Origin of the sequence: Nostoc sp., from assembly GCF_036917935.1 — a bacterium.
Taxonomy (GTDB): domain Bacteria; phylum Cyanobacteriota; class Cyanobacteriia; order Cyanobacteriales; family Nostocaceae; genus Nostoc.
Map to the genome: position 1 here is coordinate 1 of NZ_JBALEL010000062.1, position 14,659 is coordinate 14,659.

At 43.7% G+C, this 14,659-nt stretch carries 18 protein-coding genes; 8 read left to right on the plus strand and 10 right to left on the minus strand.

Annotation, left to right across the window (positions count from 1 at the left end; translation table 11 throughout):
* From V7K62_RS26595 to V7K62_RS26610, 4 genes are all read left to right on the plus strand, one after another.
* Window positions 1–203, plus strand: a 203-nt coding sequence (locus V7K62_RS26595) for a hypothetical protein (RefSeq protein ID WP_334869426.1), incomplete at its 5' end; no start/stop codon positions are given.
* Window positions 204–329: 126 nt separating this feature from the next.
* On the plus strand, window positions 330–725 hold the full coding sequence (locus V7K62_RS26600; RefSeq protein WP_334869428.1) for a hypothetical protein: 396 nt from the start codon (window positions 330–332) through the stop codon (window positions 723–725).
* A gap of 478 nt (window positions 726–1,203) precedes the next feature.
* Entirely contained in the window at window positions 1,204–1,551 is a 348-nt protein-coding gene (locus V7K62_RS26605) for a hypothetical protein (protein WP_334869430.1), read from the plus strand.
* Window positions 1,552–1,569: 18 nt separating this feature from the next.
* Window positions 1,570–2,610, plus strand: a complete 1,041-nt coding sequence (locus V7K62_RS26610; RefSeq protein ID WP_334869432.1) for an EH signature domain-containing protein — start codon at window positions 1,570–1,572, stop codon at window positions 2,608–2,610.
* Between the two features lie 6 nt (window positions 2,611–2,616).
* Here the strand turns inward: V7K62_RS26610 and V7K62_RS26615 are convergent, their stop codons facing one another.
* Both V7K62_RS26615 and V7K62_RS26620 read right to left on the minus strand, forming a co-directional pair.
* On the minus strand, window positions 2,617–2,922 hold the full coding sequence (locus tag V7K62_RS26615) for a type II toxin-antitoxin system RelE/ParE family toxin (RefSeq protein WP_334869434.1): 306 nt from the start codon (window positions 2,920–2,922) through the stop codon (window positions 2,617–2,619).
* Window positions 2,922–3,191: a type II toxin-antitoxin system ParD family antitoxin gene (locus V7K62_RS26620; RefSeq protein WP_334869436.1), complete on the minus strand. Its 270-nt coding sequence runs from the start codon at window positions 3,189–3,191 to the stop codon at window positions 2,922–2,924. Before V7K62_RS26620 ends, V7K62_RS26615 begins: the two co-directional genes overlap by 1 nt.
* A 40-nt stretch (window positions 3,192–3,231) precedes the next feature.
* On the opposite strand from V7K62_RS26620, the gene V7K62_RS26625 reads away from it, so the two are divergent.
* Window positions 3,232–3,372, plus strand: a complete 141-nt coding sequence (locus V7K62_RS26625; RefSeq protein WP_334869438.1) for a hypothetical protein — start codon at window positions 3,232–3,234, stop codon at window positions 3,370–3,372.
* 90 nt (window positions 3,373–3,462) lie between these two features.
* On the plus strand, window positions 3,463–4,185 hold the full coding sequence (locus V7K62_RS26630) for a TerC family protein (protein WP_334869440.1): 723 nt from the start codon (window positions 3,463–3,465) through the stop codon (window positions 4,183–4,185).
* Between the two features lie 540 nt (window positions 4,186–4,725).
* Here V7K62_RS26630 and ndk read toward each other — a convergent pair.
* Window positions 4,726–5,175 carry a nucleoside-diphosphate kinase gene (gene ndk, locus V7K62_RS26635; RefSeq protein WP_334869442.1) on the minus strand — a complete coding sequence of 150 codons (450 nt, stop codon included), beginning with the start codon at window positions 5,173–5,175 and terminating at the stop codon, window positions 4,726–4,728.
* 203 nt (window positions 5,176–5,378) lie between these two features.
* Between ndk and speA the strand changes: the two genes are divergently transcribed.
* A complete protein-coding gene (speA, locus tag V7K62_RS26640; RefSeq protein WP_334869842.1) occupies window positions 5,379–7,394 on the plus strand; it encodes a biosynthetic arginine decarboxylase in 2,016 nt (671 codons plus the stop codon).
* Window positions 7,395–7,505: 111 nt separating this feature from the next.
* On the opposite strand, the gene V7K62_RS26645 is transcribed toward speA, so the two are convergent.
* The 3 genes from V7K62_RS26645 to V7K62_RS26655 all read right to left on the minus strand — a co-directional run bounded on the left by V7K62_RS26645 (window position 7,506) and on the right by V7K62_RS26655 (window position 11,141).
* The gene (locus V7K62_RS26645) at window positions 7,506–8,675 is read right to left on the minus strand and encodes an NDP-sugar synthase (RefSeq protein ID WP_334869443.1); all 1,170 of its coding nucleotides are present in this window, start codon (window positions 8,673–8,675) and stop codon (window positions 7,506–7,508) included.
* 232 nt (window positions 8,676–8,907) lie between these two features.
* Entirely contained in the window at window positions 8,908–9,738 is an 831-nt protein-coding gene (locus V7K62_RS26650) for a ScpA family protein (protein WP_334869445.1), read from the minus strand.
* Window positions 9,739–10,055: 317 nt separating this feature from the next.
* Window positions 10,056–11,141 carry an AI-2E family transporter gene (locus V7K62_RS26655; protein ID WP_334869447.1) on the minus strand — a complete coding sequence of 362 codons (1,086 nt, stop codon included), beginning with the start codon at window positions 11,139–11,141 and terminating at the stop codon, window positions 10,056–10,058.
* Between the two features lie 138 nt (window positions 11,142–11,279).
* Here V7K62_RS26655 and pdxH point away from each other — a divergent pair, with 138 nt between their 5' ends.
* Complete coding sequence (gene pdxH / locus V7K62_RS26660; protein WP_334869449.1) at window positions 11,280–11,924, plus strand: pyridoxamine 5'-phosphate oxidase; 645 nt, start codon at window positions 11,280–11,282, stop codon at window positions 11,922–11,924.
* A gap of 76 nt (window positions 11,925–12,000) precedes the next feature.
* Here pdxH and V7K62_RS26665 read toward each other — a convergent pair whose 3' ends face one another.
* The 4 genes from V7K62_RS26665 to V7K62_RS26680 all read right to left on the minus strand — a co-directional run bounded on the left by V7K62_RS26665 (window position 12,001) and on the right by V7K62_RS26680 (window position 14,657).
* Entirely contained in the window at window positions 12,001–12,624 is a 624-nt protein-coding gene (locus V7K62_RS26665) for an FMN-dependent NADH-azoreductase (protein ID WP_334869452.1), read from the minus strand.
* Window positions 12,625–12,689: 65 nt separating this feature from the next.
* Entirely contained in the window at window positions 12,690–12,950 is a 261-nt protein-coding gene (locus tag V7K62_RS26670) for a hypothetical protein (RefSeq protein ID WP_334869454.1), read from the minus strand.
* A 12-nt stretch (window positions 12,951–12,962) separates the two neighbouring features.
* A complete protein-coding gene (locus V7K62_RS26675) occupies window positions 12,963–13,871 on the minus strand; it encodes a DUF3153 domain-containing protein (protein ID WP_334869456.1) in 909 nt (302 codons plus the stop codon).
* A gap of 243 nt (window positions 13,872–14,114) precedes the next feature.
* Window positions 14,115–14,657 (minus strand): tetratricopeptide repeat protein, encoded by a 543-nt coding sequence (locus V7K62_RS26680; RefSeq protein ID WP_334869458.1) that lies wholly within the window; start codon window positions 14,655–14,657, stop codon window positions 14,115–14,117.
* Window positions 14,658–14,659: the final 2 nt, after the last annotated feature.

Here is a 14,659-nt window from a genome sequence, read left to right on the forward strand (position 1 = left end):
GGAGCGGTGTGACTCGTGACCGGAGCGGTGTGACTCGTGACCGGAGCGGTGTGACTCGTGACCGGAGCGGTGTGACTCGTGACCGGAGCGGTGTGACTCGTGACCGGAGCGGTGTGACTCGTGACCGGAGCGGTGTGGCTCGTGACCGGAGCGGTGTGGCTCGTGACCGGAGCGGTCTAACTCGTGCGTTCTTACATTACTGATTAGATACCGAACAATTACCGATATAACCTGAAACTTTTATCAGACAAAATTGCGAGTTTTGCTGAACCGGAATGCGGTTTAATTGAGGCAAACTAGCTATAGCAGCATTTTAAAGGAGTAATTTTATGTCTCGTCAAAAACGTACATCCCGCATTTTAGAAAAAGCTCAGTTAAGATCCTCTGGACTGAAATCGATTGTTCCAAACATCAAATTTGATGAATATTATAGTCTGGAAAAAATGATTGAGTCAATTGATCTGTTACGAAATAAACTCGATGTTTATAATACTGCTCTGTCTGTGGTTGACTCTTCTAAAACTGAAATTGAAGAGATGGAAAAAAATTTGAGTCAGCTTTCTGAGAAGATGCTGATGGTAGTTGCGATCAAATACGGCAAAGACAGCCGCGAATATGAGATGGCGGGCGGTGTTCGTAATAGCGATCGCATCCGCAAAATCAAGTCGAGCCGCTTGAAAAATGTTACAGAGCAAGCATTAAACGAGAATGCTAAAACTGCATAGAAAGCAGGAAGCAGGGGGACATGAGGCAATACTGTGTAGGTTTTGGCTAAAAAATCACTTTGGTGTAGGTTGGGTTGAGGAATGTAACCCAACATTTTCAGGGCTTTGTTAGGTTTCACTCTTTACCACTTCGTGGATCTTGCTACAACCCTAGCTTAAATATAGCGGTTCTCGTTTGGATGAAGTACATTTTTAAACCTCACCCCCAACCCTCTCCTTAGCAAGGAGAGGGTTGGGGGTGAGGTTTACTCAAATACGGGGTGAGGTTTAGACTGTATTGCACTGAAGTGAGAACCGCTATAGTTTAACGATGAGCAACTGCAACAAAAGAATGCCAGGGGAAGATAACCAACTGCTTTAGCTAAAGCTTCAGCCTGCTGAGGCTCTAAATCTTTATAGCTTTATCAAGAAAAGTTAAATAAATTTTCATTTTGGGAACTATAGACCTATTGAAGCTCAGACAAGTAGGTCAAAAGCATTGATTAGTGAAACTGCGGAACTTTTGTACCCGTCGGTGGAGAAATTGGTTGAAGAAATTGTGGCGGTTAACCACGCTTGGAAAGTCGCTTGTGAATTATTTGGGCATGATTCACCCCTATCTACTTCTTCACGGGATTTAAAAACCTGTTTGCAGGTGCGTTTATTGCGAAGCTATGCACCAGAACAGGTTTATCTAATTGAGGACAAAAAGGCAGAAGGTGAGCCAGTTTATAGCTTACGTCTCCGGGAACCTATAGGAAACCGCCTGTATGCAGAACATCTCCCAATGCGGATAGCTGAAGAAGTTCTTGCAGATAAAGAATTAGAGCAATTCAAAAAGATATAACCAAGAGAAACAAGAGGGGTGCAGCGTGGATATAGCAAAAGTCTGGGGCTACCAGTTCAAATTATTCGGGCGCTTCGCAGTACACAAGCAGGTAGAGAATTAGCGAAAATTGCTTGCGAAAAACGTGTTAATCGAACTGGATTGCTAAACAACATCCGAGACGTTTTACCTGCTTATATTCCATTGTTTAGCCAATTCATAGAAGATATAACTCCCTATTTCTCTACAATTACTTCTCCAAATCATCAGCAGGTACAATGGCTGTTAATATGTTTAGATGAAATGTCAGATACTCAGCAAATAAAAGCTGTTAGTTATTTACTCACTAATGTTTCCAATAATATAGCAACCAATCATTCTTTACTGGTTGATTGGTTGCGAAATAACTATAGAAATGGTGAAAAGTGGTATAAACTTTTAGATCCAGCAAGGCAAAAACTTAGAGAGTGGATTGGAGGTATCAATTATGGTGACTTCCAAAAGTTGGTAAATCTTATATTGAATAGGCTGGATTTACAAGACTTCGAGTCAAATCAGCTACGTAGACGCAGAGACTTTTGGGCTAATTACAGTAACCGCTTTGAACGGCTTCGCATCTTGTTACCTAAAACATCACAAATTGCCATCGGGTATCAAATTCAAGATGATGTTGATCTACTAGAGGATGATGGTAGCGACCTAACAGAAGTCTGTATATTCGATTTTGGTGAGTGGTTTGTAGTCGAATTCTTTCGTGGAGGAGGTAGTGAGACGCGCCTGTTTCCGAAAAATTCCAGAAATGAGCAAATCCTTTTTGGTGAATCCACTCTTTCAGTCAAGCGGATTCGTTGTCTAGGTGGCGATAGACACGATCATCTTTATCTTTGGCAGGAATTTTCCCCCACTTGGCTTAATAATCATGGAATTCTGCCTAATCCAAATACCCAGCCTTCCAGAAACCCGACAGCAGATAAATTACAAAAGCGAGAAAACAAGCTTGAGCCGTGGAAAAGAGAAATTGAACGTCTAGAACGGGAAGCTAAAGACTACTGTAACAAGATTTGTTTTTTAATAGACTGAAAATTATTACCTTGAATCATCATCTAAAAACAGCGTCTCTAAATCACGATAGCCACTCACTACCCGCACAACTTCAATCCCCTCTGCAATTGACCGATAAAATATCAAATAATCATCAACTGGAAAGCTACGCAGCGCAGGTAAAAGTTCATCCCGTCTACGTCCCATACTGGGAAACTGTGCTAAAGTATCCAACTTTTGAGTGATGAGTGTGAGCAATCTATCTGCAACATCTGGATTACCAGCAAATAGGTAATCGTTAATTTCTTGTAAGTCTTGGGCAGCTTGGGGCGATAAAAAATATAAACTCATTATTGCGCCTGAGCCTTTCTCAAAGCTTGGTTCTTTTGACGCAGTTGCTCGATTACTTCTCTACCGTCGAGTCGTTCTCCGCTATCAAGTTGCTCAACCCCAATCATAATTTCCCTTTGCAGTTCCTCAAACCGACCTTTATAAATACGTTCCCGTTCTTCCAACAGCCTAATACCTGCAAGAATCACTTCTTCTGATGAGGTGTACTTCCCACTTGCAACCTGACTTTGAATAAACTGCTCAAGCTGGGTTGTTAAGGAAATATTCATGAATTATTACCATATTTTTGTTCTCATATTCTAATTCTAGATGCGAACTGACAGCAGTCCATTGCGATCGCATTCACTAAATATTAAAACTTTTGGCGTATTGAATAACACACAATACACCCCAGATGTACGGCGATCGCATCCATTCAGCCCTCTTCAAAATCCACCACAACCACGTTAAGCTGGATTAGAGTAGCAATTTATTGCGCTTTTTAACATGAAAACCTCTGTTCTTGTCAAATTTTAATTTTTTCTGCTTGAGAAACCTGGAATGCTAGACCAAATTTTTGATTACCTCAACTTTCATGTCAGCCTTGAAGCCCCAATAGTTCTGCTGATCCTGATATTTTTAGAGGCGGTGTTATCTGCCGACAATGCGATCGCCCTGGCTGCGATCGCTCAAGGGCTGGAAGACAAAGAACTTGAGCGTAAGGCCCTCAACTTTGGTTTAGTCGTTGCATATATACTGCGAATCACCCTAATTCTTACCGCCACCTGGGTGCAACAATTCTGGCAATTTGAATTATTGGGCGCTGCTTACCTGTTGTGGTTAGTATTTCAACACTTTAGCTCTCAAGAGAGTGAAGATGATGGACATCACGAGCCGCGTTTTAATTCGTTGTTGCAAGCGATACCCGTGATTGCATTTACAGATTTGGCATTTTCTTTGGATAGCGTGACAACTGCGATCGCAGTTTCTCAAGAAAAATGGTTGGTGCTGACGGGTGCAACAGTTGGTATTATTACGCTGCGATTTATGGCGGGATTGTTTATCCGTTGGCTAGACGAATTTGAAAACCTAGAGGATGCAGGCTATGTAACTGTAGCCTTAGTGGGCTTGCGCCTGTTGTTAAAAGTGGTGAACGATGATTTAGTTCCACCAGAATGGATCATGATTCCTGCGATCTTCCTAATTTTAGGCTGGGGATTTTCCAAGCGTATTGGCACCCAATTACCCCAAGTAGAACCGGAAAAGAGCGAAGTCTCGAAGTAAGGAATAATATCATGTCCGCTTGATTACTTATTAAACTCAGGAGTTCCCCACCCCGCCAAAGCTATGCTCTGTCTCCCCTCCTCGCTTGCGGGGAGGGGCTGGGGGTGGGGTTGTTTTATTATGGGTAATCTGGCGGACATGATATAAAAATTAAATAACATACAATTTATGTCCCCATCTTACCTCACCCTCAATCCCTCTCCTTATAAAGGAGAGGGATCGAGGGTGAGGATTGAAGTTTTGCATTTTATTTAATCCACGTTCCTAAGAGGTTGTTTGAAAAGTCTTTGGCTGTGATTTTAGGCACTTGTTGATCCCCCCTAACCCCCCTTAAAAAGGGGGGCAACCTCTCTCAAAGTCCCCCAATTTATCGGGGGATTTAGGGGGATCTAAAACTTTTGATACCGATAAGAGGACTTTTCAAAGATCCTCTAAGAAGAGGAAGATGAGGGAGATGAGGAAGAATAATAATTGTTCATTTGCTCTCCCCATTACCCCTTATCCCCAGAGGGGACCCCACCTTCCCCACTCCCTACTGTCTTACTCGTGCAACCAAGGCGTTAAGTGTGGTTGCCAACTTACCAATTCTTCATCCTTAAACCACAGGGCTATTTCCCCTTGCGCGGTTTCTGGAGCATCAGAACCGTGGATCAAGTTGCGACCAATATTCAAACCAAAATCACCGCGAATCGTTCCTGGCTCTGCTGTTAAGGGGTTTGTCGCACCAATAATCTTTCTGGCAGATGCAATAACGCCATCACCTTCCCATACCATCGCCACCACTGGGCTAGAAGTGATAAATTCGACTAAACCACCAAAAAAGGGACGTTCTCGGTGAACATCATAGTGTTGTTCAGCCAATTCCCGACTGACTTTCAGGAACTTTAAACCAACTAGGGTAAAACCTTTAGTTTCAAAGCGACGGATAATTTCCCCCACTAATCCCCGTTGTACTCCGTCAGGCTTAATTGCTAAGAATGTACGTTCCATTGCTGTTTCCCAAAGCTTAATAAAGTTTTTATCTAGTCATTTGTCCTTTGTCCAGAGGTTTTGGACTAATGACTAATGACTAATGACCAATGACTAATGACCAATCAGAGTTTATCTCAGAAATTATCTTTGGGTGCATATACGTTCTCAAATGAATGCGCTAAATTGGTAATTTGTGGGTGAAAAACAGAGGTCAGGAAGAAATGGGTGTTGATTCAACTGCTACATCTGACGAGGTGGTACTACCGTCCAATGGACAAAAATTAGAAGTGAAAAATCATAAGCAAAAAAAACTCTTACCACCTAGTCCTACCACAGGAGATTTACCTCGCTCCTGGAAAATTGAGGATAGCGAAGCGTTATACAGGATTGAAGGTTGGGGACAACCTTATTTTTCCATTAGCGCTGCTGGTCACGTCACCGTTGCACCCAAGGGCGATCGCGGGGGATCTCTAGACTTGTTTGAATTGGTCAACGCCATGAAAGATCGCAACTTGGGACTTCCGATGTTGATTCGCTTTTCCGATATTTTGGAAGACCGGATTGAGCGCTTGAACGCCTGTTTTAATAAAGCGATCGCCCGCTACAACTACCCTGGTGTCTACCGTGGCGTGTTTCCCGTAAAGTGCAATCAAGAGCGGCATTTGATTGAAGATTTAGTCAAATTTGGCAAGCCCCATCAATTTGGTTTAGAAGCTGGTTCCAAGCCAGAATTAATGATTGCTCTGGCTGTCTTGGATACACCAGGAGCATTGTTAATTTGCAACGGCTACAAAGACCGAGAATACATCGAAACGGCAATGTTAGCCCAAAGACTAGGGCAAACACCAGTCATCGTTTTAGAACAGATTGAAGAGGTTGATTTGGTGATTGATGCCAATCGCCAGTTAGGTATTAAGCCGATATTAGGTGTTCGTGCTAAACTCAGTACCCAAGGCATGGGACGTTGGGGAGCCTCTAGTGGCGATCGCGCTAAATTTGGTTTGACAATGCCTGAAGTAATCGAGGCTGTTGACAAGTTACGAGAAGCTAACCTGCTCGATTCTTTGCAGTTGATGCACTTCCACATCGGCTCACAAATTTCTGCCATCAATGTGATCAAAGATGCCATCCAAGAAGCCAGCCGCATTTATGTGGAATTGTCGATGCTGGGGGCGGATATGAAATACCTTGATGTTGGTGGCGGCTTGGGCGTAGATTATGACGGCTCCCAAACCAACTTCTATGCATCGAAAAATTACAACATGCAGAACTATGCCAACGACATCGTGGCAGAGTTAAAAGATACCTGTGCTGAACGGCAGATTCCCGTACCAACACTGATTAGTGAAAGTGGACGAGCGCTCGCTTCCCATCAGTCGCTGCTGATTTTTGATGTTCTCAGTACTAGCGATGTCCCCCTCGACGCACCAGAACCTCCACAAGAGGGAGAATCCCCAATTATTAATTATCTTTGGGAAAGCTACCAATCCATCAACCAAGAGAATTACCAAGAGTTGTACCACGACGCTGCCCAATTCAAAGAAGAAGCCATCAGCCGCTTCAACTTAGGAATTTTACGCCTCAGAGAACGAGCCAAGGCCGAACGGCTCTACTGGGCTTGTTGTCAGAAAATTCTGGATATTACCAGACAGCAAGAATACGTACCCGATGAACTGGAAGACCTAGAAAAAATCATGGCTTCCATCTATTACGTTAATATGTCTGTGTTTCAATCGGCACCAGATTGCTGGGCGATCGACCAGCTATTCCCGATCATGCCAATCCACCGCTTGGATGAAGAACCAACGCGGCGGGGAATTTTAGCAGACCTCACCTGCGACAGTGATGGTAAAATCGATCGTTTTATTGACCTGCGTGATGTCAAATCGGTTTTAGAGTTGCACACCTACAAGCCTGGAGAACCCTATTATTTGGGGATGTTCTTGAATGGAGCTTACCAGGAAATCATGGGCAATTTGCACAACCTATTTGGCGACACCAACGCCGTTCACATCCAATTGACGCCCAAAGGCTACCAGATTGAACACGTTGTCAAAGGTGACACCATGAGCGAAGTGGTGAGCTATGTGCAGTATGACTCCGAAGATATGGTGGAAAACATTCGCCAGCGTTGTGAGAAAGCATTAGAAGAAAAGCGCATCACCTTAGCGGAATCTCAGCGACTGCTGCAAACCTACGAGCAGAGTCTTAGAAGATATACGTACTTAAATAGTTAGTTAGGGACTGGGGATTGGGCAATTCAATTTTGGATTTTGGATTTTAAATTTTGGATTAAATTTCAATCTAAAATCCAAAATCTAAAATCTAAAATTCTTGCTCCCCATTCCCTAAATTGTGTTTGTCCCCAACAATTCCTCTATCGCTTGTCGCTCAACAGGGGTATGTGATGGCACTGTCTGACGGGCATCGGTAATCAGCCAGTCTAAAGCAGCCGCTTGAACATCAATCGCAGCCCCAGTTTTATCGACGCAATAACGTCCAAATACCAGCTTATCGACTAACCGAACTCCGGGCCCCAGGCGCGACCATTCAAAAATCACGCTGTTATCTACTGTTGCGCCACTACATATCCAACAATTGGGGCCAATCATCGCTGGGCCGACAATTTTAGCTCCGTCTTCGATTCTCGTCATACCGCCAATATAAACGGGGCCTGTGATATCCACTTTGTCCCAATTTACGGCAACATTTAAGCCAGTGTAGATGCCAGGGGCGACTTCATGACCAGGAATTTGGACATTTTTGATTTCACCCAGCAGCACACCGCGAATCGCCCGCCAATAGTCTGGGACTTTACCAATATCTACCCATTCAAAGTCCATAGGGATGGCGTAGAAGGGAGCTTTGATTTCTACCAATTTGGGAAACAATTGGCTACCAATGTCATACTCGATACCAGAGGGGATATAATCAAAAACCTCTGGCTCAAAGATGTAAATACCTGTGTTGATGTTCGTGCTGAGGGCTTCTTCAGTTGAAGGTTTTTCTTGGAAAGCTTTGACGCGACCATCTTCGTCAGTCACAACTACACCGTAGCTAGAAACTTCTTCCTTGGGGACAGATTTTGTGATAATAGTAGCGATCGCCCCTTTGGCTTTATGCCATTTAACCGCCGCAGTTAAATCCAAGTCAATCAAAGCATCACCGCACAAAACCACAAAAGTATCATCAAAAAAGGGTGAGAAGTCTTGGATGCGCCGCATTCCTCCAGCAGAACCGATTGCTTCCCCCTCCAGTTTCCCCTCGTCATCAATTTTCCCTTCAAAGGAATAGGCAATCTGCACCCCAAACCGCTGACCATCACGGAAATAGTTTTCTATTTCCTCAGCCAAATGACTAACGTTGACCATAATTTGGTCAAATCCATGTTGGCGTAATAGTTCTAGCAAGAACTCCATCACTGGCTTTTGCAGGATGGGAATCATCGGTTTGGGAATTGTATAGGTAATCGGACGCACGCGAGTACCCTTGCCAGCCGCGAGAATCATCGCTTTCATAAAAATTTATTCCTCAACCACAAGCCAGTTTACTTTCATCGAGTGATACTTAATCATCAGTTTTTATTTCTACTCTAAGTCATCCCTCAAAATAGGGATAACAGGAATTTAGTGGTTATTGCAACCATCGGTATACTTAGATGACAAGCGATCGCTTATCTTTTCAATTTACTCGGATTTTGGGGCTGAATCAAAAATCTGTAAATTATCTGTACGGCTACTTTTTGTTTTCTTAGTTCATTGGGTGCTCAAAAGATTTGCCGATATTAGCTGAATCTCTAATTAAGCGAATTTTAATCTCATGATAAAACTCCTCTTGAAATAGCTCTACTTTCGATTGAGCCGAGAGTAATAGTAGCGCCCAGAAAACGCTAACTAGGTTACTATGTTTAGACTCATGTCCAGACACATTTTGGTTAAGAAGCTTTGTCTTAGTCCACAACTCTACAAGTTGTTCTAAATTCAACCAAGTTTGTTCTAAACTTAGCTCTCTTGCCGATAAATTCAACACCTGCTCCAGTTCCCTAGCGACTTCTGTCAGATTTTCCTGGTGAGCTAACTCCAGTGCGTCCCGCATACTTTGGATGCTAGGTTGACGCCTGGGACGGATAGGTTTGCTGACTTTTTCTACCAGTTTCAGTTGGTTTGCCATAATCTGCAATTGCTTGATTAACTCTTGCAGAGTCACCCGGCGCTTTGGTGGCGGCATTGCCGCTGGACGACGACGCAATTGCCTCTCTAATGGTAGACGATGACCCTGATGTGATACACCGTCTTCACCTAACAATAGGGGATCATCTTCTATACCATCTTGTGCATCTCCTACTGTTGACAATTGCATCAAGGTATTAGCTTTGAATAATACCAGCATTGATGCTGATAAAAATGCCTGTCCAGATTGAGACAAGTCCGCTTCATAGCCTCTTGTGATTGCCCCCGGTGCCATCAGTTCTAAATAGCGGTCAATCACCTCAATCACTTGGACATCCCAAGGATCAATTTCCCCCTGCTCGGCTTGGTAAATCAAAAATGTGATTGTTTCTAACAGCTCGGAAGCTTCCATCAACAGGTTCTAAGTTAATTAATGAGAATCAAAAGACTGTAAATTCAACACTAAACTAATTGACTATTGGCAAAGCGTGTACTCTATACATTCGCTTGCGCTTCTTTTATTCAGAAATTGCCTGGTGGCAGTATCCTCTGAAATTTATAATCAATCACCATTGTGAATTGTGAGATTAGATTGTGCAACTTTTCACTTGGGCATTGGGAATTGGGAATTGGGTACAAGAGGCAGAGGTGCAAAGGGGCAGAGGGGAAAAACTTACTGCAACTTCTCCTGTACTCCTCTGCTCCTCTGCCTCTTTTTGACCTTCTGTCTTAATCAGGGGGTGAGTCATCGGCAATAGTGACAGTTGAGACAAAATCACTCGGCTTGCCGCTCTTAATCGCATCAAAAGTGCCTTTGATAGTACCAGCAATCGGAACAGCAACAAGCGTCCCTAACAAGCCAGCAATCTCAAATCCCATCAAAATAGACACAAAAATCCAGATAGGATTCAGTCCAATAAAGTTGCCGAGTAACCTGGGCGCTAACAGGTTATCTTTAACCTGCTGCATGACAATTGCCGCTATGGCAACTTGAACTGCTAACCACCAATTTTGCAGTAGTACTAAAATCGTCACCAGAGCAATGCCTAGAGACGCCCCGATAAAGGGAATGAGTTCTGAGATACCAATTAATATGGCAAACAACAAGGCAAAGGGCACTTTCATCACCAAGAAAATTGGTGTCAGGGTTAGCACCATGAACAGTCCTAGTAACAACTGGCTGAGGAAGAAGTTCTGGAAATTTAGGCGCAAGGATGCGGTCAGGGGATCTCCAATATTAGAGGGCAAAAGATTGACTAGACCATGCCAGACGCGATCGCCATATAAAAGCATATAAAATGCAAGCACAATGACTAACACTACGTCAAGTAATCCAGACAGCAGTGTCCCAGCAAATCCCACTGCACCAGAAGCTAGCTGTTGCACTAAATTCTGAATGTTGGCATTAATTTGACTGCTCACAACCCTGAGATCAATTGGCAAGCGTCGTTGCTTTGCCACCATCTCAAACTGCTCTAGGTTTGCTTGACTAGCGGTTAACCAATCAGGGATCTTATTTAACAGTTGGATTGTTTGGTCAATGATCAACGGCACTAGGGTGACGCCCAGAATCCCAAGCAGGGTTAATGTTGCAAGTAAAACTATGATCACCGCCTGAGTGCGGGTGATCCGAGCACGTTCAAAGAACTTAACCGGGTAATTTAGCAGAAAAGCCAGAATCGCTGCAATGCTCAAGACGGTAATGGGATGCTGAAAATAGCGGAAAAGCACAGACAGCAGCCAGACATTGAGAGCGATAATCGGACCGCTCAGACCATAAATTAACAGGCGTCGAAGGGAAGCCGAACGGCGCATCTTATGCAACCTATTTTATATATTCTTTGAGAGAATTTGTAAAATTCCTGATGGCGATGATCATTATCTGATCATCATCATAGATATTTTTAACAAAGACATATATAAGCGTATCTGATAGCAAGGAAACAAATCACAATGGACAAAACCGTAGCTGACCTTCGCAAAGACTACACCTTGGAAGGTTTGAGCGAACTAGAAGTAGACCTCAATCCTTTTATCCAATTTCAAAAATGGTTCGATCAGGCTCTAGCAGCACAACTCCCCGAACCCAATGCTATGACCATTGCCACTGCTACACCAGATGGTAAGCCCTCAGCCAGAATGGTGTTACTCAAGGATTTTGATGAACGGGGCTTTGCTTTTTTTACCAACTACAACAGTCACAAAGGACAACAACTGGCAGAAAATCCCCAGGCGACTTTAGTCTTCTGGTGGGCAGAACTGGAACGTCAAGTCCGAATTTCCGGGTATGTGGAGAAAGTTTCTGAAACTGAGTCTGACCAATATTTTGACAGTCGCCCTGCCAATAGTCGCCTGGGTGCGTGGGTATCTAATCAAAGTGAGGTGATAGAAAGCCGAGAAGTCCTAGAGCGACGCTTGCAGGAGTTCCACAGCAAATATGAAAATCAGGAGATTCCTCGACCGCCTCATTGGGGAGGTTTACGAGTGATCCCCACAGAAATTGAGTTTTGGCAAGGACGCCCTAGCCGTCTGCACGATCGCTTGCTCTATAGCCGTTTAGATAATAGCACTTGGAAAATTGAGCGATTGTCACCATAAGAAGATGCGGGCATTGGGCATTGGGGACAAACAATACAACTTCTCTGTTCCCCTGCTCCCGTGCCCCCTGCGTCCCCTACCACTGGGCGATCGCATCTTGAATTGCTGTCCGTGCTTCTAATACAGATTGGGTACGGGCAGCATCACCTTCATTCATACTATTAGCGTTGATAAATTGAATGTCTGTAAGCCCAATAAAGCCGAAAATCGTCCGCAGGTATGGTTCTTGGAAGTCATAAGCAGCAGCAGGAGATGTCGCGCTAAAGTCACCGCCGCGAGATGTGATGACAACTGCCTTTTTACCCTCAACTAAACCTCTATAACCGCCTTGAGCATCTATAGCAAAAGTCCGGTTAGGGCGAACGATTTGGTCTATGTAAGCCTTGAAAGTTGAAGGTATATTAAAGTTATACATTGGCACTCCAAAAACGTAGCGATCGGCAGCCAAAAACTCATCAATCAGTTCGTCAGAAATCCTGATTGCCTCAGTTAATTCTGGGGTATGGGTTTCTGGTGGTGAAAATGATGCTGCAACCCAAGCTTCATCAACGTGAGGAACTGGGTGATGCCCTAAATCTCGATAGGCGATCGCATCTTCGAGATGGGCTGCCCTCCAACCACTGACGAATTCCTTAGATAGTTCTCTGGAGTGCGAGCGTTCACCACGGGGACTGGAATCAATATGTAGAATGTTTACCACCAAATATCTCCTGATTAGCTAAGTATTTTTCGGGTCGTTGTTCAAAAATATTGTAACTGCAAGCTTCAAGATAGTTGCATCCATGCCGAAAGTTCTTCCATGTCAAACAGAGGAAGTTTTTGAATACCAGCTTTTTCGAGGCTGTTGTCTTGTTTACTTCCGCGCCAGATGAGGCAAATTACGAAGTCCGCGATCGCTCCCGCATTCCGCAGCGCTTCTGTACTTTTTACAACTTGACCACCTGTTGTAATAACGTCTTCAAAAAAAGCTGCGGAAAGTCTAAAAAAGCCGATGGAGAATACATCGGCTTTGCTAACAATATTCAACAGATGAATAGTCTACTGTTCCTGAATCGCAGCGGCTTTGGGAGGAAACTGAATTCTAGGATCTGGCATGAAATTGTATCTCAAGTACAATCCTCCCCAGACAAACAGGATAATTAACAACCCACCAATACCAAGGGGACTGGGAAGCCAGAAAACAGCTTCTATGTGGTTTAGCTCACCAGGCTGGAGTTTCCACACTAATCGACTGCCATTTTTTTCTGGCTCTATCGCAGTTTCAGTTAGTTGAATATTTTTGGCTCCCCAAGGAGTCTTCAAGCTAAATTCCAAGTCGAGAATTGAACCAGCATTAGCCAGGACGTTACCTTTACTGGCAATTAGAGATAGCGATCGCAAATCCAAATCATAAATCAACCGATTTCGGACTAAAAGTAAAAAATTATTCTGCTCTAAGAGGACGTTTGATTCAATTTTCGGCAGTTCTGAGTCAGATTCGCTCTGCACAGACTCAGAGGGTTGATTCGCATGGGAGTTAAAGAATTCGTTGAATTTCTCTTGCAATTCCCTACCACTGCTAAAAGGAATTGTGACGATGATTTCTTCTTGGGAAACTCGCTGTGCTTTACCCTCAAGTTGACGGGCGCGGCGTTCTATGCTATTCAACCATTCGTATACAGAATCGCCACTAAAACTAGTTAGCCGTTCTCCCAACTTAATATGCTGTACTAGTTCGCCGCTATTTGAATTATCAAAATTAAGCCCCACATCGTACTTCACACAGCCGGATAGTAGTAGCGATGTTAACAGCACTAGCCACAGAATCGGATTTCGGATGTGAAAGACCCGGTTGATTCGATTTCGACCATTCAGTGGTGAGAGAAATTTCATATTTGCCAACACAAAACTAAATGGTCTGATTAACCACAAGAAAATCTTTCCGAAAATTGAAGAAGTTGAAACCATAAATTTTCCCAAAAGTCAAACTTTTTAACTAATCTTGACTTCTTCGTATTGTTTGAGATTCCTGGAACAGCATTTTGGTCACTCTGGGAATGGGGATTGGGTCAGGTGGGGCCCCCTCTGGGGATAAGGGGTAATGGGGAAGAAAATATGAGTAAGATTTGGTTTGGGTCTGAATCTTCATTCAAATCTTCCCAATCCCTAGTCCCCAGTCCCCAATCCCAAATCCCAAATCCCAAATTGTTATCAGCCAGGGGTTCCGGAAAAACTCAACCAAACCAAGTACGAGATGGTTAAACCAATGGCAATTAGTGCCACCCAGATAAAGCGATTATCTCTGGTATTGACCTGACTCAGGTCAATTAATTCTGGTTCGGTAGATTTAGGCTTTTGCTGCACAGAAGATTTAGTAGACTTAGCAGCTACAGAAATTTTGAGTTCATTATCGGCTAATGCAGCCAAATCGGGGATTTCGGTCATCCATTCGCTGGGTCTTTTCAGCTTTGGTGCTTTTAAGATGTAAAGCATCTGTCGCGCTTGTTTGCTGGTTTCAAGATAGGGATGGCGTTTGAGTCTTTCGCAAAGAGCGATCGCATCATCGGTGCGTCCAGCCGCTTCATAAGCTGTCACTAGATGAATTTCTACTTCCCCCCCAAGGCGAGAATTACGAGCTAACAGGGCGCTGGCCTTTTCCAAATTTTCTACAGCTTCGCGGTATTGCCCATTTTCAAAGGCAAATTTCCCAGTCTGGTAGCGGGTTTTAGCAATTTCTAAACTTTCTGTACTCACGT